The sequence below is a fragment of the Rathayibacter sp. AY1F8 genome, assembly GCF_002932165.1.
GTDB lineage: Bacteria > Actinomycetota > Actinomycetes > Actinomycetales > Microbacteriaceae > Rathayibacter.
In genome coordinates this window covers 163,862-182,678 of record NZ_PSVB01000002.1, presented here as the reverse complement: position 1 = coordinate 182,678, position 18,817 = coordinate 163,862, and the positions used below count along the sequence as shown (strand labels likewise).

Sequence of the window (18,817 nt, the reverse complement as noted above, 5' to 3'; positions counted from 1 at the left end):
TCCATCGTACCGCAGCGAGGCGTCCGCACGGCGAAGGGCCCCGGTTCCCCGCTCCGGAGGGCTCCGAGGAGCGCTCCAGGCGGGGCCGGGGCCCTGGTGACGGTCGGTCAGACCGCGAATTCGATGCCGGCGCCGGGGATGGCGTCGAGCAGCTCGCGGGTGTACTCCTGCTGCGGCGAGTCGAACACGGTGTCCGTCGGGGCGTGCTCGACGATCCTGCCCTTCTGCATCACGCAGACGTCGTCGGCGATCACGCGGACCACCGCCAGGTCGTGCGTGATGAACAGGTAGGTCAGCCCGAGCTCGGCCTGCAGGTCGGCGAGGAGGCGGAGGATCTGCGCCTGGACGAGGACGTCCAGAGCCGACACGGCCTCGTCGAGCACCACGATCTCCGGCTTCAGCGCGAGCGCGCGGGCGATCGCCACGCGCTGGCGCTGGCCGCCGGAGAGCTCGTTCGGGTACCGGCTCGCGATCACGCGCGGGAGGGACACCTGGTCGAGCAGCTCGAGGACGCGCTCGCGCTGCGACGTCCGGTCGCCGACCTTGTGCACCCGCAGCGGCTCCGAGATGGTGTTGCCGATGTTGTGCAGCGGGTCGAGCGAGCCGTACGGGTCCTGGAACACCGGCTGCATGGAGCGCCGGAGCGCCAGCATGTCGCGGCCCTTGAGCTTCTCGGTCCGTCGGCCGGCGATCGAGATCGCTCCGGACGTCGCCGTCTCGAGGCCCAGCACCAGGCGGGCGATCGTCGACTTGCCCGATCCGGACTCGCCCACGAGCGCCGTGGTGGTGCCCTTCGGGATCGAGAACGACACGTTGTCGACGGCGGTGAAGTCCTCGGCCTTCAGGCCGCCGCGGCGGATCTTGAAGACCTTGGTGAGGCCGTCGACCTCGATCATCGGGGCGCCCGAGGCGACCGCGCCGGCGTGGTGCGCGGCGCCCGCGCCGACCAGGTCGACCTCGCGGACGGCCTCCGACTCGCCGGGGACCGACTCCACGGCCCGGCCGGCCGTCGACTGGATGCGGCGCGACGCGAGGCTGGGCGCCGCCGCGATCAGGCGCTGCGTGTAGGGGTGCTGCGGGTTCTGCAGCACCTCCACCGAGGCGCCGGACTCGACGATGCGGCCCTTGTACATGACGATGAGCTTCTCGGCGCGCTCGGCGGCGAGGCCCAGGTCGTGCGTGATGAAGAGCAGCGCGGTGCCGTCGGTCTTCGTCAGCGTCTCGAGGTGGTCGAGGATCCGGCGCTGGACCGTGACATCGAGCGCCGAGGTGGGCTCGTCGGCGATCAGCAGCTGGGGAGCCGCGGCCAGGCCGATGCCGATCAGCACGCGCTGGCGCATGCCGCCCGAGAACTGGTGCGGGAACTGCTTGAGGCGCTTCTCCGCGTCGGCGAGGCCCGCGTTCTGCAGGACCTCGATCGCCTTGGCGCGCACCTCCTTGCGACCGGTCGCGAGGCCGTTGGCCTTGATGGTCTCCTCGACCTGGAAGCCGACCGACCACACGGGGTTCAGGTTCGACATCGGGTCCTGCGGGACGTAGCCGATCCGGCGGCCGCGGATGTCCTCGAGCTCGGTCCTCGTCGCCTTCGCGAGGTCCTTGCCGTCGAACAGCACGGAGCCGGCGGTGACCTGGCCGGTGCCGGGGAGCAGGCCGATGATCGCGGCGGCGGTCGTCGACTTGCCGGAGCCCGACTCCCCCACGATCGCGACGGTCTGGCCGTGCTCGATCGTGAGGCTCACGCCGCGGAGGGCGGGGACCAGTCCGCTGCCGGTCTGGAAGCCGACCTCGAGGTCGGTGACCTCGAGCAGCGGCCCGTGCGGTGCGTTCGGTGTCGTGGCGGTCATCGGAGGGCCCTCGCCTTCGGGTCGAGCGCGTCGCGGAGCGATTCGCCGAGGAGGATGAAGCTCAGCACCGTGACCGTCAGGGCGATCGACGGGTAGATCAGCGTCTGCGGGTTGGTGCGCAGATCGCGCTGGGCCTGGCTGATGTCGTTGCCCCACGACATGACCGAGCCGGGCAGGCCGACGCCGAGGAACGACAGCGTCGCCTCCGCGGTGATGGCCGCGCCGAGCGAGATCGTCGTGACGACGATGACGGGAGCGATCGAGTTCGGCAGCACGTGCCGGAACAGGATCGCCATGCGGGAGAGGCCGGTCGCGGTGGCGGCGCCGACGAAGTCGGCCTGCTTCACGCGGAGGACCTCGGAGCGCAGGACGCGCGCCGTCGTCGGCCAGGCGAACGCGCCGATCGCCAGGGCGATGACGAACACGTTCCGGTAGGCCGAGAAGACGGACATGATGACGACCGCGGCGAGGATGTAGGGGATCGAGAAGAAGATGTCGCCGAGGCGCATGATCACGGTGTCGACCCAGCCGCCGAAGAAGCCGGCCAGAGCGCCGCCGATGACGCCGGAGACCGTCGTGATCACGATCACGATGAGGCCGACGGTCAGCGACGTGGACGTGCCGTGGATGATCCGCGAGAAGACGTCGCACCCCTGCTTGGTGTAGCCGAGCAGGCTGCCGTCGCCGGGGCCCTGGTTGCTGAACGAGAGCGCGCACTGGCGGGGGTCCACCGAGGTGAACAGGCCCGGGAACAGCGCGACGGCGATGATGACGAGGATCAGGACGCCCGAGATCCAGAACATGGGCCGCTTGCGCAGGTCGCGCCACGCGTCGGTCCAGAGGTTGCTGGGCTTCTCGTCGAGGCTGACGGCGTCGACCGACGCGATCGGCGTCTCCTCGAGCGGGGCCACGAAGTGGTCGATGCGGCGGGCCTTCTGCGCGCCGCCGGTGGACTCATTTGGCATAGCGGATCCTCGGGTCGAGTACGGCGTAGAGCAGGTCGACGAGGATGTTCACCACGAGGTAGAACAGCACCATGACCGTGACGAAGGAGACGACGGTCGGCCGCTCACCTCGGATGATCGCCTGATAGAGCGTGTTCCCGACTCCGGGAACGTTGAAGATGCCCTCGGTCACGGTCGCGCCGACGATCAGGAGGCCGAAGTCGGCTCCGAACTGCGTCGTGACCGGGATGAGCGAGTTGCGCAGGACGTGCACGGGGATGACGCGGCGTCGCGAGAGCCCCTTGCTGTACGCGGTGCGGACGAAGTCCGAGCCGGCCGTCTCGATGACCGAGCCGCGCGTGAGGCGGATGGCCGACGCGACCACGAAGAGGGCGAGCACGATCGCGGGCAGCAGCAGCCTCTGGAACGACGCGTCGGCTCCGACGGTCGGAGGGAACCATCCCAGCTGGATCGCGAAGAAGGACTGCGCGATGAAGCAGAGCACGAAGATCGGCACCGACACGAGCAGGAGGCTGACGACCAGCGCGCTCGCGTCGAAGAAGCTGCCCTTGCGCAGACCGCTGATGAGACCGATGGTCAGCGCGACGACGATCTCGATGACGATCGCCATCATGGCGAGCGTCAGGGTGACCGGGAAGGTGCGGGCGAGGATCTCGTTGACGGACTGGCCGGAGAACGAGATGCCGAAGTCGCCGCGGACGACGCCTCCCAGGTAGTACAGGTACTGGACGAAGAAGGGCTCGTTCAGGTGGTACTGCTCTTCGAGGCGGGCGAGGAGTGCGGGGCTCGGCGTCTTGTCGCCGAAGAGCGACAGGAGCGGGTTCCCCGGCATGGAGAAGACCATGAAGTAGATGAGGAACGTGGTGCCGATGAGCACGGGGACGGCTTGCAGGATGCGTCGGACGATGTAGGCGAGCATGTCAGCCCAGCCGGTTCCGGAGTCGCATGGATGGGGACCTCATTCGATTGTGACCGAAACAGGGCGCTCCGCCCGTGCCGTGACCTGGTGGCCGACGGCACGGGCGAAGCGCCCCAGTGGTTCGAGCTTAGTTCTTGGTGATCTCGTAGTAGAGCGGCACCGAGTTCCAGCCGAACTCGACGTTCGACACGCCCTCGCCGTAGCCGCCGGTCACGTTCGCGTACCACAGGGGCAGCGACGGGAGGTCCTTCAGGAGGATCTCCTGGGCCTGCTGGAACGTCTTGTTCGCAGCGTCGGCGTCGGCGTCCGACAGGCCCTGCTGGAGGAGGGTGTCGAACTCGGGGTTCGAGTAGTCGCCGTCGTTGGACGAGGCGCCGGTCACGTAGAGCGGTCCGAGGAAGTTGTAGAGGCTCGGGTAGTCGGCCTGCCATCCGGTGCGGAACGCGGTCTCGATCGAGCGGTCGACGATCTTGGTGCGCGCCTCGGCGAAGGTCGGGTACGCGTCGCCCTCGGCGTCGATGCCCAGCGTGTTCTTGATCGAGTTGGTCACCGCGTCGACCCAGCCCTGGTGGCCGCCGTCGGCGTTGTAGGCGATCTTGAAGGTGCCGTCCCAGGGGCTGATCGCGTCGGCCTGAGCCCACAGCGCCTTGGCCTCGTCGGGGTTGTACTCGAGCACGTCGGCGCCGGAGAGGGCGTCGCTGTAGCCGTCGATCACCGGGGAGGTGAAGTCGGAGGCCGGGGTGCGGGTGCCCTCGAAGATCACGTCGGTGATCTCCTTGCGGTCGAAGGACATCGAGATCGCCTGGCGGCGGAGCTGGCCCTCCTCGCCGTCGAAGTGCGGGAGACGGCCCGGGATGGTGAAGGACTGGAACACGGCCGAGGGCTGGTTCACGGCGCGGTCGCCGAGGTCGCTCTCGAAGGTGCCGAAGGCGGAGTCCGGGATCTGGTCGATCACGTCGACGTTGCCGCCGAGGAGGTCGGCGTAGGAGGCGTCCTGGGTGGCGTAGAAGACGATCTTCAGGCCGCCGTTCTGGGCCTCGCGGGGGCCGGTGTACTCGTCGTTCTTGACGAGCTCGATCTGGACGTCGTGCTGCCACGCGTCGTCGCCGTCGAGCTTGTACGGGCCGTTGCCGATCGGGTTCTCGCCGAAGGCGGCCATGTCGTCGAACGCGGCGGCGGGCAGCGGGTAGTACGCCGAGTAGCCGAGGCTGATCGGGAAGTCCGACTGGGGGGACTTGAGCGCGACGGTGAAGGTGGTGTCGTCCACGGCCTTGAGGCCGGTGAGCTCGCTGTCCTCGGTGTCGCTGAAGCCCTCGAAGTTCGAGAAGAACGACGCGCTGAGCTGGTTGTTCGACAGCTTGGCGCCGTAGTTCCAGGCGTCGATGAACGAGCTGGAGGTGACCGGGTCGCCGTTCGTGAAGGTCAGGCCCGACTTGATTGTGATCGTGTAGTTCTGCGCGTCGTCCGACTCGATGGACTCGGCGACGTCGTTCTCGGGGGCGCCCTTGGCGTCGTAGTAGACCAGGCCCGCGAAGATCTCGTCGAGGATCTTGCCGCCGCCCACCTCGTTGGTGTTCGTCGGGATCAGCGGGTTCTGCGGCTCGGAGCCGTTGGTGGAGATGATCGCGGCGGCGTCGCCTCCCGATGCACCTCCGCCCGAGTCGTTCGAGCTGCTGCAGCCGGCCAGGACCAGCGTGCTCGCGGCGACGAGCGCCAGAGCCCCGAATCCGTAACGTCTGATGTTCACTATTCCTCCAGTGATGTGGGGGCGCGCGAGAAGTGGTTTCCCTGACGCGTGGAGTGCCGTGCGCGTGGCGACGGCGGCGGCGCACGAGACTGGTGGCCGTCGCGCGGATGCCTTCAACGAGACTATGTATTCGCCCGCTATCTGCACAAAAGCGTGTGGCAACCGTTACACAGCGGTAACCGGGAGGTGGAATCCTTGCGCTGTTCTGCACGAAACGTGCGTACCGGGCGGCCGTCGCGCAACACATCGACTTCAGAGGAGACGCACGGAGTGTCCACCGACCTGTCAGGATCCGCGCCCGGACGGCGCCGGATCCGCATCGAGATCCTGCTGGTCCTCGGGCTCTCGCTGGGCGCCTCCGCGGTCTACTCGGTGGTCTCCATCGCCAACCGGCTCACCCGCTCGACCGCACTGGCCGACCAGACCGCGACGATCAACGGCGCCCTCAGCGACCGCCCGGGCTTCGACCTCGTCTACCAGCTGCTCGCGCTCTTCTTCGACCTGGTGCCGGTGGCCCTCTGCGCGTTCCTGCTCTGGCAGAGCTCGGGCCGTCCGCTCGGGCGCCTGGGGCTCGACCTGCGCCGGCCGTTCGCGGACCTGGGGACCGGGACCGTCCTCGCGGTGGCGATCGGCGCGCCGGGCATCGCGCTGTACGCCGTCGGACGCGCGCTGGGCATCACCGTGGCGGTGGTGGCCTCGCCGCTGGACGCGTACTGGTGGACGGTGCCGGTGCTCGTGCTCTCCGCGATCCGGGCGGGAGTGCAGGAGGAGGTCGTCGTGATCGGGTACCTCTTCGCCCGCCTGGGCGATCTGGGCTGGGGGCGGTGGCGGATCCTGGTGACCAGTGCGCTGCTCCGGGGCAGCTACCACCTGTACCAGGGCATCGGGCCCTTCATCGGGAACGTGGTCATGGGCCTGGTGTTCGGACTGTTCTACCAGCGCTTCGGCCGCACCCTGCCCTTGGTGATCGCCCACTCGATCATCGACATCGTCTCGTTCGTCGGGTACCCGCTGGCCGTCGCCCTCTGGCCCGAGCTGTTCGCGCCGCCGGCTCCGCGGACGTGACGTCGGACCGATCCCATCCGAGGAGCCGCAGGACCGCGCCGCGGCTCTCCACTGCCGCGGCGTGACGCCCGCACGGTGGAGCTGCTCGCTCGTCGCGACTCCGTCGAGCCCTGCCGGCACCTCCACCACGCGTTCCACACGGTCGGGCTCCCTCGTGCATCGGAGTCGCCGTGCGCCGTTCCCCCCGGATCGGGAGAACTGCGCCCCACTCCGCGCCTGTGCGGGACCGACGGTGTCCGCAGCCGAGGGTGGGAGATGACAGGACGGGCTCGAGGCTCCGTTCCTGCTCTCTCACCCTCGGTTGCGGACGAGCGCGTGCGGGCGGATCAGGCGAAGGCCTCGATGGGCGGGCAGGCGCAGACGAGGTTGCGGTCGCCGTAGGCCTGATCGATCCGGCGGACCGGCGGCCAGTACTTGCCGCGCACCAGCGAGCGGACCGGGTAGACGGCCTGCTCGCGGCTGTAGGGGTGCGTCCACTCCTCGGCCGTCAGGCACTCGGCGGTGTGCGGGGCGCCGCGCAGCGGGTTGTCGTCCACCGGCCACTCCCCCGCGCCGACGCGGTCGGCCTCCGCCCGGATCCCGATCATCGCGTCGATGAAGCGGTCGATCTCGGCGAGGTCCTCGCTCTCCGTCGGCTCGACCATCAGGGTCCCGGCGACGGGGAAGCTCATGGTCGGGGCGTGGAAGCCGTAGTCGACGAGGCGCTTGGCGACGTCGTCCACGGTCACTCCGGTCGCCGCCGTCAGCGGACGGATGTCGAGGATGCACTCGTGGGCGACGAGCCCGTTGTCCCCCGTGTAGAGCACCGGGTAGTGCTCGCGGAGGCGCGCGGCGACGTAGTTGGCCGAGAGGACGGCCGCCCCGGTCGCGGCCCGCAGGCCCTCCTCGCCCATCATCCGGGCGTACGCCCACGAGATCGGCAGGATGCCGGGGCTGCCGTAGGGCGCTGCCGACACCGGTGCGCCGCCGTGGACGATCCGCTCGCCCTGCGTGCCCACGCCGCGCTCGAGCCGCTGCGCGAGCGGGTGACCGGGCAGGAACGGCGCGAGGTGCGCCTTCGCGGCGACGGGACCGACGCCGGGACCGCCTCCGCCGTGCGGGATGCAGAACGTCTTGTGCAGGTTGAGGTGCGAGACGTCGCCGCCGAAGTCTCCGAAGCGGGCGAAGCCCAGAAGCGCGTTGAGGTTCGCGCCGTCCACGTACACCTGTCCGCCGGCCTCGTGGACGAGGCGGCAGATCTCGGCGACCTCGTGCTCGTAGACGCCGTGGGTCGACGGGTAGGTGATCATCAGCGCGGCGAGGGAGCCCGCGTGCTCGGCGATCTTCGCCCGGAGGTCGTCCAGGTCGACGTTGCCGAGCTCGTCGCAGGCCACGACGACGACGCGCATGCCGGCGAGGACCGCGCTCGCGGCGTTGGTGCCGTGGGCGCTCGAGGGGATCAGGCAGACCGTGCGGTCCTCGTCGCCGTTCGACCGGTGCCAGCCGCGGATCGCCAGCAGGCCCGCGAGCTCGCCCTGCGAGCCGGCGTTGGGCTGGAGCGACACGGAGTCGTAGCCGGTGAGGTGGGCGAGCCACCCCTCCAGCTGGTCGATCAGCGCCAGGGAGCCCTGCACGTCCGCCTCGGGGGCGAACGGGTGCAGGTCCGCGAACTGGGGCCAGCTGACCGCCTCCATCTCGGTGGCGGCGTTGAGCTTCATGGTGCAGGAGCCGAGCGGGATCATGCCACGGTCCAGCGCGTAGTCCGAGTCGGCGAGGCGCTTGAGGTAGCGCATCATCGAGGTCTCGCTGTGGTGGCTGCTGAAGACCGGGTGCACGAGGAACGGCTTGCGGCGGTCGAGCTCGGCGGGGATGCTCCGCGCGGAGCCGCTGAGGAAGCCGAACGACGAGTCCAGCTGCCCGACGGCGGTCGCGACGGCGATCACCTCGAGGTCGGTGACCGTCTCGTCGATCGACACCGAGACCGTGTCGGCGTCGACCAGGCGCACGTCGAAGCCTGCCTGGCGGGCGCGGGCGACCGCCGCCTCCGCGCCGCCGGGCACGACGACCGAGACGGTGTCGAAGAAGTCGGCGTGCCGGAGGGAGTGGCCCCGGTCGAGGAGGAGGCGCGCGAGGAGCGCGGCCCGGCCGTGCACGCGCTCGGCGATCGCGGCGAGCCCGTCCGGCCCGTGGTAGACCGCGTACATCGCCGCCATGACCGCCAGGAGGACCTGCGCGGTGCAGATGTTCGAGGTCGCCTTCTCGCGGCGGATGTGCTGCTCGCGGGCCTGGAGGGACAGGCGGTAGGCGGGGTGGCCGTCCGCGTCCTGGCTGACGCCGACGAGGCGGCCGGGCAGCTGGCGCTCGAGTCCCTTGCGGACGGCGAGGTAGCCGGCGTGCGGTCCTCCGAAGCCCAGCGGGACGCCGAAGCGCTGCGTGGTGCCGACCGCGACGTCCGCGCCGAGCTCGCCCGGCGAGCGCACCAGGGTCAGCGCGAGCAGGTCGGCGGCGACGACGGCCAGGCCGCCGTGGGCCTTCACCGCGGCGAGCACCGCCGACGGGTCCCAGAGGTGCCCGGACGCGCCGGGGTACTGCACGAGGGCGCCGAAGCACTCCGGCACCTCCTCCGCGGCGGTGCGCGAGAGCGGGAGCTCGACGATGCGGATGCCGACGGCCTCCGCCCGGCCGCGCAGCAGCGCGAGGGTCTGCGGGAGAGCGTCGGAGTCGACGACGAAGACGTCGGTGCGCGCCTTCGAGGCGCGGCGCGCGAGCAGCATCGCCTCGACGACGGCCGTACCCTCGTCGAGCATCGATGCGCCGGCCGTGTCGAGGCCGGTGAGGTCGGAGACCATCGTCTGGAAGTTGATCAGCGCCTCCAGGCGCCCCTGCGAGATCTCGGGCTGGTACGGCGTGTAGGCCGTGTACCAGCTGGGGTTCTCGAGCACGTTGCGCTTGATCACGGCGGGGGTGTGCGTGCCGTAGTAGCCGAGGCCGATCATCGGCCGACGCACCGTGTTCCTCGCGGCGAGGGCGCGCAGCTCGGCGAGCGCCTCCGTCTCGGTGGCCGGAGCGGGCAGCACCTGCGGGAGGTCGCGGACGTGGATCGACTCGGGGACGGCGGCGGTGACGAGCTCCTCCACGGAGTCGTACCCGAGAGCCGCGAGCATGGTGCGCTGCGCGTCGGCGTCGGTCCCGATGTGGCGGGACTCGAAGGCGCCGGGGGTCCTGGTGGCCGCCATCTACTCGCCGACCAGCTCGGTGTAGGCGGCGGAGTCGAGGAGGCCGTCGGGCAGGGCGTCGAAGCGGACCCGGATCAGCCACCCCTCGCCGAACGGGTCGGAGTTGACGAGCTCGGGGCTGTCGACGACGGCCGTGTTGGCCTCGAGGACCTCGCCGTCGACGGGGGCGAACAGCTCGCCCACCGACTTGGTCGACTCGATCTCGCCGACGACGCTGCCGCCCTCGACGCGGGCTCCCGCCTCGGGGAGCTCGACGAAGACGACGTCGCCCAGCTTGTCCGCGGCGTAGGCGGTGATGCCGACGGTCGCGACCTCTCCGTCGACCCGGATCCACTCGTGGTCGGAGGTGTACTGCAGCTCGGTGGGCACGGCCATGTCAGTTCTTCTTTCTCGAGTAGAAGGGGAGCTCGGTGACGGTCATCGGGAGGCGCGTGCCGCGGATGTCGACGGCGAGCGCCGTCCCGGGCTGCGCGGAGGCGGGGGCGACGTAGGCCATCGCGATCGGGACGCCCAGGGTCGGCGAGAGGACGCCGCTGGTGACCACTCCGACCTCGTCGTCGCCGGAGAGGACGGTGTAGTCGGCACGGGCGGCGCGGCGGCCCTCGCCGACGAGCCCGACGAGCACGGGAGCGTCTCCGGAGGGACCCTCCTCGCTGGCCGCGCGGCCGACGAAGTCGATCGGCTTCCCGAAGGCGACGACGCGGCCGAGGCCGGCCTGTGCGGGGAAGACGTCGCGGGAGAGTTCGTGGCCGTAGAGCGGCATGCCCGCCTCGAGGCGGAGGGTGTCGCGGGCGGCGAGGCCGGCGGGGACGAGGCCCGCTCCGGCGCCGGTCTCGGCGAGAGCCTGCCAGAGCGTGGGAGCAGAGTCGGGCGAGACGTAGATCTCGAAGCCGTCCTCGCCTGTGTACCCGGTGCGCGCGATCAGGATCGGGTGCGCCTCGAAGGTCGCGGGCACGGCGCGGTAGTAGCGCAGCTCCGCGAGCAGGCGGGCGGCGTCGTCCGTGTCGAGCACCGACTCCGCTCCCCGCTCGGTCTCGACGGCGAGGCCCTGGACGTTCTGCAGGATCTCGAGCGAGCGCGGGCCCTGCAGCGCGATGAGGGCGACGTCGTCGCTCTCGTCGAACAGCTCGCACTCGAACATCGCGGTGCGGTCGCGGAGCGTCTCGACGACGATGTGCCGGTTGGCCGCGTTCGCGACGACCATGAAGCGGTCCTCGCCCGTGCGGTAGACGACGAGGTCGTCGATCACGCCGCCCGTGCGCTCCAGGAGAAGGGTGTACTTCGCGCGGCCGGCGGCGACGGCCGAGATGTCGCTCGCCAGCGCGTAGTCGAGGGCGTCGACCGCCTCGGGGCCGACGACGAGGATCTCGGCCATGTGCGAGAGGTCGAAGAGGCCGGCGGCGGTGCGCACGGCGTGGTGCTCGGCGAGATCGCCGGAGTAGCGGACCGGCATCTGCCACCCGGCGAAGTCGGTGAAGGACGCGCTGGCGGCGACGTGCACCTCGTGCAGGGGCGAGTAGCGGGCTTCGGGGCTGGTCGTCGGGGTCTCGGACATGAGTTCTCCATTTCGTCGCAGTGCTGGACTCGCGCCGCGTTCGCGGCAGAGCACAGCAGTGCCGTGGGAACTCCCCCTCTGTCGTGGAGCCTGAGAGATTCGCGCCGCCCCGAGGGGTCGAGCGCTTTCACCATGGGCGGATCCGAGCGGATCGCTTTCCAGAGTGGCCAGTTCGACGCGGTACAAGACCTGAGAGATTGGCGGGGAGGCTTGCTCCTTCGGTGCCGACCGGAGTCGGCTCTCCCGCGTCGCGTATTGCGGCCCGGTATTCGGTTGTGCGGTCAGCCTAGCGGGCGGGGCGGGCCCGTAGCGGCGTGTCGCTTGTCCCGCTAGGTGTTCAGGTGTTGGTGACACTAAGGTGATCCCAGCACTTACAGTCGGTGCGACTCTTAGTAGGGGGCATCGGATGCCGGACGTGCAGCTCGCCGTGTCGACGGTGATCTTCGCCCTGCGGCCGCACCCGGAGACCGGAGCGAGCACCGTCTGGATCCCCGTCGTCCGGCGCATCCGCGAGCCGTTCGAGGGACGCTGGGCACTGCCCGGCGGACCGCTGCATCCGGACGAGGATCTCGCCGAATCGGCCCGCCGCACTCTCCGCGAGACCACGGGCCTGGCTCCGCGCTACCTCGAGCAGCTCTACGCCGTCGGCGGCACCGACCGCTCCCCCGGCGAGGACCGCGTCGTGTCGATCGTCTACTGGGCGCTCGTGCGCTCCGCCGAGGCCGACGAGGCCATCGTGGGAGAGAACGTCGCCTGGCTCTGCACCGATCTGCCGCTCGAGCTCGCCTTCGACCACGGACTGATCGTCGACTACGCCCTCTGGCGCCTGCGCAACAAGATGGAGTACTCCCGCATCGCGCAGGCCTTCCTCGGCGGCGCCTTCACCCTGTCCCAGCTGCGGGAGGTCCACGAGGCCGTCCTGCAGAAGCCCCTCGACCCGGCCAACTTCCGCCGGACGATCGAGAGCTCCGGCACCGTGGTGCCCACCGGGGAGCGCCTGACGGGCACCCGCCACCGTCCCCCGCGCCTCTACCGCTACGACGAGTCGGCGGCGCTCGTCGACAACGGCCCGCTGCCCGTCTGAGCGCGCCGCCCGACTCCCCCACCCGCCTCACGAGGAGAACACCGTGACATCCGTCGACAGCACCATCCGGCTCATCGAGGGCGGCTCCGCGCCCGGCGCCACCTGCGCGCCCGAGCTCGCGGAGGCCCCCTGGTCGTTCGACCTCGGCCTGCCCGCCTACGGGCCCGGCGCCTCCCAGGCCGACCCGATCCCGGCCGACGCCCCGGTCCAGGGACGTCTGCCGGAGGAGTACACGACGGCGAGCGCCGACGAGCTGCACCACCGCATCCTCGCGGCGAAGGAGACGCTCGGCGAGCGGGTCGTCGTGCTCGGGCACTTCTACCAGCGGGACGAGGTGGTGCAGTACGCCGACTACGTGGGCGACTCGTTCCAGCTGGCGAAGGCGGCGACGAGCCGGCCCGACGCCGAGGCGATCGTCTTCTGCGGCGTGCACTTCATGGCGGAGACGGCCGACATCCTCTCCGGTCCGGAGCAGGCCGTGATCCTCCCGAACCTGGCGGCCGGCTGCTCGATGGCGGACATGGCCGACATCGACTCCGTCGAGGACGCGTGGGCCGAGCTCACCGAGCTCTACGGCACCGAGCCGGACGCCGACGGCCGCGTGCCGCTCGTCCCGGTCACGTACATGAACTCCTCGGCCGCGCTGAAGGCGTTCTGCGGCCGCAACGGAGGCGTGGTCTGCACCTCCTCGAACGCGGCGACCGTTCTCGAGGACGCGTTCGCGCGCGGGCAGCGGGTGCTGTTCTTCCCCGACCAGCACCTCGGCCGCAACACCGCCAAGGCGATGGGCGTGCCGCTGGAGCGGATGCCGATGTGGAACCCGCGCAAGCCGCAGGGCGGCTCCGACACTGCGACGCTCCTGGACGCGCAGGTGATCCTCTGGCACGGCTTCTGCTCGGTGCACAAGCGCTTCACGACGGCCCAGATCGCGAAGGCGCGCGCCGAGCACCCGGGCGTGCGCGTGATCGTGCACCCGGAGTGCCCGATGGCGGTCGTCGACGCGGCCGACGAGTACGGCTCGACCGACTACATCGTGAAGGCGATCCAGGCGGCACCCGCGGGATCGACCTTCGCGATCGGCACCGAGATCAACCTGGTGCAGCGCCTCGCCGTCCAGTACCCGCAGCACACGATCTTCTGCCTCGACGACGTGGTCTGCCCCTGCTCGACCATGTACCGCATCCACCCCGGCTACCTCGCCTGGGTGCTCGAGGGACTGGTCGCGGGGACGGTGCTCAACCGGATCGAGGTCGCGGAGTCGGTGCAGGCCGAGGCGCGCATCGCCCTCGAGCGGATGCTCGCGGCCGTTCCGCCCGCCGGGCCGGCGGCGGTCTGACATGGCGCGGGTCGTCGTCGTCGGCAGCGGCATCGCCGGGCTGGTCGCCGCGCTGACGGCGCAGCACCGCCACGAGGTGCTGCTCGTCACCAAGGGCACGCTGGCGGAGTCGTCGACGCGCGCCGCGCAGGGCGGGATCGCCGCGGTCACGGCGCCGGGCGACTCCGTGGCGCTGCACGTGGAGGACACGCTCACCGCCGGTGCGGGCCTCGCCGTGCGCTCGGCGGTCGAGGTGCTCTGCGCCGAGGGGCCGGAGGCGGTCGCGGTGCTGCAGGAGTGGGGCGTCGGCTTCGACCGCGAGGGCGGCGAGCTGGCGCGGGGACTCGAGGGCGCCCACTCGCGTCCGCGGATCCTGCACGCCGGCGGCGACGCGACGGGCGCCGCGATCGAGGCCGCTCTCGTGGCGGCGGTGCGGGCCTCGTCGGTCGAGGTGCGCGAGCACGCCGCCCTGGTCGACCTGGTGCGGGAGGGCGGCTCGGTCACGGGCGCCGACGTCCTGCACGACGGCGTGCTCGAGCGCCTGGCGGCCGACGCGGTCGTGCTGGCCACCGGAGGCGCCGGGCAGCTCTACCGGCACACCACCAATCCGTCCGTCGCGACCGGGGACGGGCTCGCCGCCGCCCTGCGGGTGGGAGCGGAGACGGCGGACCTGGAGTTCTACCAGTTCCACCCGACCACGCTCGCGCTGCCGGGCGGCTTCCTCGTCTCGGAGGCGGTGCGCGGCGAGGGCGCGGTGCTGCGCGACTCCGCGGGCGAGCGGTTCCTGGCCGGGGTGCACCCCGAGGCCGAGCTGGCGCCGCGCGACGTCGTGGCGCGCGCGATCGCGGAGCGGATGCGACTGCAGGGCGGACTGCCCGTGCACCTGGACGCCCGGGCGATCGACCCCGAGGTGCTGGCGAAGAGGTTCCCGACGATCTCGGCGGCCTGCCGCGAGAACGGGCTCTCGCTCGCCGACGACCTGCTGCCCGTGACTCCGGCCGCGCACTACTGGATGGGCGGGATCGCGACCGACCTGGACGGGCGCACCAGCCTCCCCGGGCTGCTCGCAGTGGGCGAGGTCGCCCGCACCGGCGTCCACGGCGCGAACCGCCTCGCCTCCAACAGCCTGCTCGAGGGCGTCGTGTTCGCGCGCCGCGCGGCGCTCGCCCTCGACTCCCTCTCCTGGAGCGGCGGCCCGGTCGCCCCTCCCCGCGCCGTCGTCCCGATGACGCTCGACCGCACCGCTCTCCAGGACGCGATGTGGGCGGGAGCCGGCCTCTCCCGGGACGCGGCGGGGCTCACAGCGGCGCGCGACGCGCTCGTCGCCTCCGCCTCGCCCGCTCCGCTCGGACTGAGGACGCTCGAGGACGCGAACCTGCTGACCTGCGCCCTCGCTCTCATCGACGCCGCGCTCGCGCGCACGCACTCCGTCGGCGCCCACCACCGCACCGACTCCCCCGACCCCGCGACGGCGAGCGCCGCCGCCCCCACCAGAGAGGCGGCCCTTCCGTGCTGACCCGCCAGAGCATCGACCGCGTCGTCACCCTCGCCCTCGAGGAGGACGCGCCCTGGGGCGACCTGACCTCCGACACCCTCCTCCCCGCGGACGCCACCGCGAGCGCAGCCCTCGTGGCCCGCGAGCCCGGCGTCTTCAGCGGCGGCGCCGTCCTCGTCGGCACGATGCGGCAGGTCGACTCCCGGATCCGCTGCTCGGTGCTCGTGGAGGACGGCGCGGTCTTCGAGGCCGGGCAGACCCTCGCCCGGATCGAGGGCCCCGCGGGCGGCGTGCTCCGCGGCGAGCGGGTCGCGCTCAACCTCGTGCAGCGGATGAGCGGCATCGCCACCCTGACGGCGCAGTACGTCGCCGCTGTGGAGGGGACGCGCGCCCGCATCGTCGACACCCGCAAGACCACGCCGGGCCTGCGCGCGCTCGAGAGGCACGCCGTCCGCAGCGGCGGCGGCCGCAACCACCGCTTCTCGCTCTCGGACGCGGTGCTGGCGAAGGACAACCACCTCGCGGTGCTCGCCGCGCGCGGGATCGACCTGACCGCGGCCCTGCGGGCGGCGCGCGCCTCGATCCCGCACACGGCGCACCTCGAGGTCGAGGTCGACCGGCTCGACCAGATCGAGCCCGCGCTGGCGGGAGGCGCGGACACGATCATGCTCGACAACTTCACCCCCGAGCTGCTCCGCCAGGGCGTCGCCCTCATCGGCGGGCGGGCCGTGGTCGAGGCGAGCGGCGGCGTCGACCTCACGACCGTGCGCGCGATCGCGGAGGCGGGAGTCGACGTGATCTCCGTCGGCGCGCTCACCCACAGCGTCCGCTCGCTCGACCTCGGCCTGGACATCGCGGTCGAGTGATCTACCTCGACCACGCCGCGACCTCGCCCGTGCGCCGCGAGGTGCTGGAGGCCATGTGGCCGTTCCTCACCGCCGAGTACGGCAATCCGTCGAGCAGCCACTCGCTCGGCGACGCCGCGGCGCGCGCGCTGGAGGCGGCGCGCGCTCACGTGGCCCGCTTCCTCGGCGGCCGCGCCTCCGAGACGCTCTTCACCTCCGGCGGCACGGAGTCGATCAACACGGCGGTCAAGGGCCTCGCGCTGGGATCGCCGCGCGGACGGCACCTGGTGATCTCGGCGCTCGAGCACGAGGCGACCGTCGAGTCGGCCGACCACCTCCGGCGCCTGCACGGCTTCGAGGTGTCGACGGCCCCCGTCGACGCGACCGGCCTGCTCGACCTCGACGCGCTCGCCGCGCTGGTCCGGCCGGACACCGCGCTGGTCTCGGTGCTCGCGGCGAGCAACGAGATCGGGACGGTGCAGGACGTTCCGGCGATCGCGGCGCTCTGCCGATCGCGCGGCGTGCCGCTGCACGTGGACGCCGTCCAGGCCGCCGGCTGGCTGGACGTCGCGGGCTGGGGCGCCGACGCGGTCTCGGTCTCGGGGCACAAGCTCGGGGCGCCGAAGGGCGTGGGGGCGCTGCTGCTGCGCAGCCGGCTCCCGTTCGAGCCCCTGCTGCACGGCGGCGGCCAGGAGCGGGAGCGGCGCTCGGGCACCGAGAACGTGGCCTTCGCGGTCGCGCTCGGCACCGCGGTGCGCCTGCTCGATCCGGACCGCGCGGCGCGGGTCGGAGCGGTCCGGGACGCGTTCGCCGAGCGGGTCGCGGCCCTGGCGCCCCGGGCCGTGCCGCTGGGCTCCGCGGCGCACCGGCTCCCCTCGATCGCCGCGTACGCCGTCCCCGGGCGCAGCGGCGAGTCGACGCTCCTCGAGCTGGAGGAGCGCGGCGTCGTCGTCTCGAGCGGCTCGGCGTGCGCCGCCGGGCGCGACGAGCCCTCGCCCGCGCTGCTGGCCCTCGGCCTCGACCCCGACGTCGCCCGGACCGCCGTGCGGTTCAGCTTCGGCGAGGGCGCCACGCTCGAGGAGGCCGAGGCCGCGTCCTCCGCGCTCTCCACGGTCCTCACCTGAGACCTCTCGCAGCGGATCCCCGTCGATCGGGAATGTCCGGGGCGTCCGCCGCTGTTCTCCCTCCGTACCCCGCATCCGCGCCCGCGAGTCGAGCCGTCGATGCGCCCCTCACACCGATCCCCTCACGACCGGAGAACACCTGTGACCGAGCGCAGCACCCTTCCCGCCGCGCGGCCCGCCGCACCCGCCGCCGCCACGACCCTCGAGCCGCGCAGCCGCCTGGTCATCAGCCTCCTGCTGGTGTCGGCGTTCGTCGTGATCCTCAACGAGACGATCATGAGCGTGGCGCTGCCCGACCTCATGCGCGACTTCGACGTCGAGGCGCACGTGGGCCAGTGGCTCTCGACCGCCTTCATGCTCACGATGGCCGTCGTCATCCCGATCACGGGCTACCTGATCCAGCGGCTGCACACCCGCACGCTCTTCGCCGCCGCGATGATCCTCTTCAGCCTCGGCACGCTCACCGCCGCGCTCGCCCCGACCTTCGCGGTCCTCCTGGCGGCCCGCGTGGTGCAGGCCGGCGGCACGGCCATCATGATGCCGCTGCTGATGACGACCGTGATGACGCTGGTGCCCCCGGCGATCCGCGGCCGGATGATGGGCAACATCTCGATCGTCATCTCGGTGGCTCCGGCCGTCGGACCGACGATCTCGGGCGTCATCCTCAACTTCCTCGGCTGGCGCTGGATGTTCTGGATCGTGCTGCCGATCGCGATCGGCGCGCTGCTCCTGGGCCTGCGCAAGGTCGAGAACGTCACCGAGCCCCGCTCCATCCCGATCGACTCGCTCTCGGTCGTCCTCTCGGTCTTCGGCTTCGGCGGCCTCGTCTACGGCCTGTCGAGCCTCGGCGAGGGCGGAGCCGCGGTCGTCGCGCCGTGGATCCCGTTCGTCGTCGCGGGTCTCGGCCTCGCGGGCTTCATCGCGCGCCAGCTGCTGCTGCAGCGCACCGACCGGGCCCTGCTGGACCTCCGGACCTTCTCCTCCGCGAACTTCACCATCGTCATCGCGATGATGGCGGTCAGCATGTCGGCGCTCTTCGGCACCCTGATCCTGCTGCCCCTCTACACGCAGAACGTGCTGGGCCTCACCCCGCTGGAGACCGGGCTGCTCCTGCTCCCCGGCGGCCTGCTGATGGGCCTGCTCGCGCCGTTCGTCGGCCGCGGCTACGACCGCTTCGGCCCGCGCGTGCTGCTCGTGCCCGGCTCGATCGTCGTCGCCGGCGCGCTGTGGGGGTACACCCTGCTCGCGGCAGACTCGTCGCCCTGGTTCGTCCTCTCGCTGCACGTCACCCTCAGCCTGGGCCTCGCCTTCGTCTTCACGCCGCTGTTCACCGCCGGCCTCGGCTCGGTGCGCCCCTCGCTCTACTCGCACGGCAGCGCGATCATCGGCACCGTGCAGCAGCTGGGCGGCGCGGCGGGCACGGCGCTGTTCGTCACCGTCCTCTCGATCCGGTCGGCGGAGCTCGCGCAGGGCGGAGCCGACGAGGTCGCCTCCTACGCCGGGGGCATCCACTCCGCGTTCCTGTGGGGCGCGTCGATCGCGACGGTCGCGATCGTGGCCGCGTTCTTCGTCCGCCGCCCGGCGGAGTCGGACGCGCCGCTCCCGATGGCGCACTGAGCCGGGCGGGCCGACCCCGCCTGTTCA

Annotated in this window: 14 protein-coding genes and 1 riboswitch; of the genes, 7 read left to right on the top strand and 7 right to left on the bottom strand. The window is 71.7% G+C overall.

Going from position 1 to position 18,817, the window contains the following annotated elements:
* Positions 1–107 precede the first annotated feature (107 nt).
* The 4 genes from C5C35_RS02430 to C5C35_RS02415 form a co-directional block, all read right to left on the bottom strand.
* Positions 108–1,844 carry an ABC transporter ATP-binding protein gene (locus C5C35_RS02430; RefSeq protein WP_104225543.1) on the bottom strand — a complete coding sequence of 579 codons (1,737 nt, stop codon included), beginning with the start codon at positions 1,842–1,844 and terminating at the stop codon, positions 108–110.
* Entirely contained in the window at positions 1,841–2,809 is a 969-nt protein-coding gene (locus C5C35_RS02425; RefSeq protein ID WP_104222976.1) for an ABC transporter permease, read from the bottom strand. The genes C5C35_RS02430 and C5C35_RS02425 overlap by 4 nt, the downstream gene beginning before the upstream one ends.
* The gene (locus C5C35_RS02420) at positions 2,799–3,728 is read right to left on the bottom strand and encodes an ABC transporter permease (RefSeq protein WP_104222975.1); all 930 of its coding nucleotides are present in this window, start codon (positions 3,726–3,728) and stop codon (positions 2,799–2,801) included. Before C5C35_RS02420 ends, C5C35_RS02425 begins: the two co-directional genes overlap by 11 nt.
* 127 nt (positions 3,729–3,855) lie before the next feature.
* A complete protein-coding gene (locus tag C5C35_RS02415) occupies positions 3,856–5,475 on the bottom strand; it encodes an ABC transporter substrate-binding protein (protein ID WP_104222974.1) in 1,620 nt (539 codons plus the stop codon).
* Positions 5,476–5,745: 270 nt separating this feature from the next.
* On the opposite strand from C5C35_RS02415, the gene C5C35_RS02410 reads away from it, so the two are divergent.
* Positions 5,746–6,540, top strand: coding sequence for a CPBP family intramembrane glutamic endopeptidase (locus C5C35_RS02410; protein WP_258059269.1), 795 nt, complete (start codon positions 5,746–5,748; stop codon positions 6,538–6,540).
* Positions 6,541–6,866: 326 nt separating this feature from the next.
* Here C5C35_RS02410 and gcvP read toward each other — a convergent pair whose 3' ends face one another.
* Genes gcvP through gcvT form a run of 3 tightly spaced genes read right to left on the bottom strand, consistent with a single transcriptional unit; the run spans position 6,867 to position 11,310 of the window.
* On the bottom strand, positions 6,867–9,755 hold the full coding sequence (gene gcvP, locus C5C35_RS02405) for an aminomethyl-transferring glycine dehydrogenase (RefSeq protein WP_104246611.1): 2,889 nt from the start codon (positions 9,753–9,755) through the stop codon (positions 6,867–6,869).
* Positions 9,756–10,130, bottom strand: a complete 375-nt coding sequence (gene gcvH / locus C5C35_RS02400; protein WP_104237541.1) for a glycine cleavage system protein GcvH — start codon at positions 10,128–10,130, stop codon at positions 9,756–9,758.
* A 1-nt stretch (position 10,131) separates the two neighbouring features.
* Positions 10,132–11,310 carry a glycine cleavage system aminomethyltransferase GcvT gene (gene gcvT / locus C5C35_RS02395; RefSeq protein WP_104246612.1) on the bottom strand — a complete coding sequence of 393 codons (1,179 nt, stop codon included), beginning with the start codon at positions 11,308–11,310 and terminating at the stop codon, positions 10,132–10,134.
* Positions 11,311–11,478: 168 nt separating this feature from the next.
* A riboswitch (glycine riboswitch) is annotated at positions 11,479–11,566 on the bottom strand.
* A gap of 150 nt (positions 11,567–11,716) precedes the next feature.
* On the opposite strand from gcvT, the gene C5C35_RS02390 reads away from it, so the two are divergent.
* The 6 genes from C5C35_RS02390 (at position 11,717) to C5C35_RS02365 (ending at position 18,790) form a co-directional block, all read left to right on the top strand.
* Positions 11,717–12,394 (top strand): NUDIX domain-containing protein, encoded by a 678-nt coding sequence (locus C5C35_RS02390; RefSeq protein ID WP_104246613.1) that lies wholly within the window; start codon positions 11,717–11,719, stop codon positions 12,392–12,394.
* A gap of 43 nt (positions 12,395–12,437) precedes the next feature.
* Positions 12,438–13,730: a quinolinate synthase NadA gene (nadA, locus tag C5C35_RS02385; protein WP_104222968.1), complete on the top strand. Its 1,293-nt coding sequence runs from the start codon at positions 12,438–12,440 to the stop codon at positions 13,728–13,730.
* Between the two features lies 1 nt (position 13,731).
* The gene (gene nadB / locus C5C35_RS02380) at positions 13,732–15,225 is read left to right on the top strand and encodes an L-aspartate oxidase (RefSeq protein WP_104246614.1); all 1,494 of its coding nucleotides are present in this window, start codon (positions 13,732–13,734) and stop codon (positions 15,223–15,225) included.
* On the top strand, positions 15,219–16,070 hold the full coding sequence (gene nadC / locus C5C35_RS02375; RefSeq protein ID WP_104237538.1) for a carboxylating nicotinate-nucleotide diphosphorylase: 852 nt from the start codon (positions 15,219–15,221) through the stop codon (positions 16,068–16,070). The genes nadB and nadC overlap by 7 nt, the downstream gene beginning before the upstream one ends.
* Positions 16,067–17,173, top strand: a complete 1,107-nt coding sequence (locus C5C35_RS02370) for a cysteine desulfurase family protein (RefSeq protein ID WP_104246615.1) — start codon at positions 16,067–16,069, stop codon at positions 17,171–17,173. The genes nadC and C5C35_RS02370 overlap by 4 nt, the downstream gene beginning before the upstream one ends.
* 99 nt (positions 17,174–17,272) lie before the next feature.
* Positions 17,273–18,790, top strand: coding sequence for a DHA2 family efflux MFS transporter permease subunit (locus tag C5C35_RS02365; RefSeq protein ID WP_104255091.1), 1,518 nt, complete (start codon positions 17,273–17,275; stop codon positions 18,788–18,790).
* The last annotated feature ends 27 nt before the right edge of the window (positions 18,791–18,817 follow it).

What these genes read in the sequence shown, in the direction of transcription:
- C5C35_RS02430 (WP_104225543.1), bottom strand. Translation starts at nt 1,844, where the DNA reads ATGACCGCCACGACACCGAACGCACCGCACGGGCCGCTGCTCGAGGTC.
- C5C35_RS02425 (WP_104222976.1), bottom strand. Translation starts at nt 2,809, where the DNA reads ATGCCAAATGAGTCCACCGGCGGCGCGCAGAAGGCCCGCCGCATCGAC.
- C5C35_RS02420 (WP_104222975.1), bottom strand. Translation starts at nt 3,728, where the DNA reads ATGCTCGCCTACATCGTCCGACGCATCCTGCAAGCCGTCCCCGTGCTC.
- gcvP (WP_104246611.1), bottom strand. Translation starts at nt 9,755, where the DNA reads ATGGCGGCCACCAGGACCCCCGGCGCCTTCGAGTCCCGCCACATCGGG.
- gcvH (WP_104237541.1), bottom strand. Translation starts at nt 10,130, where the DNA reads ATGGCCGTGCCCACCGAGCTGCAGTACACCTCCGACCACGAGTGGATC.
- gcvT (WP_104246612.1), bottom strand. Translation starts at nt 11,310, where the DNA reads ATGTCCGAGACCCCGACGACCAGCCCCGAAGCCCGCTACTCGCCCCTG.
- C5C35_RS02390 (WP_104246613.1), top strand. Translation starts at nt 11,717, where the DNA reads ATGCCGGACGTGCAGCTCGCCGTGTCGACGGTGATCTTCGCCCTGCGG.
- nadB (WP_104246614.1), top strand. Translation starts at nt 13,732, where the DNA reads ATGGCGCGGGTCGTCGTCGTCGGCAGCGGCATCGCCGGGCTGGTCGCC.
- C5C35_RS02365 (WP_104255091.1), top strand. Translation starts at nt 17,273, where the DNA reads ATGCGCCCCTCACACCGATCCCCTCACGACCGGAGAACACCTGTGACC.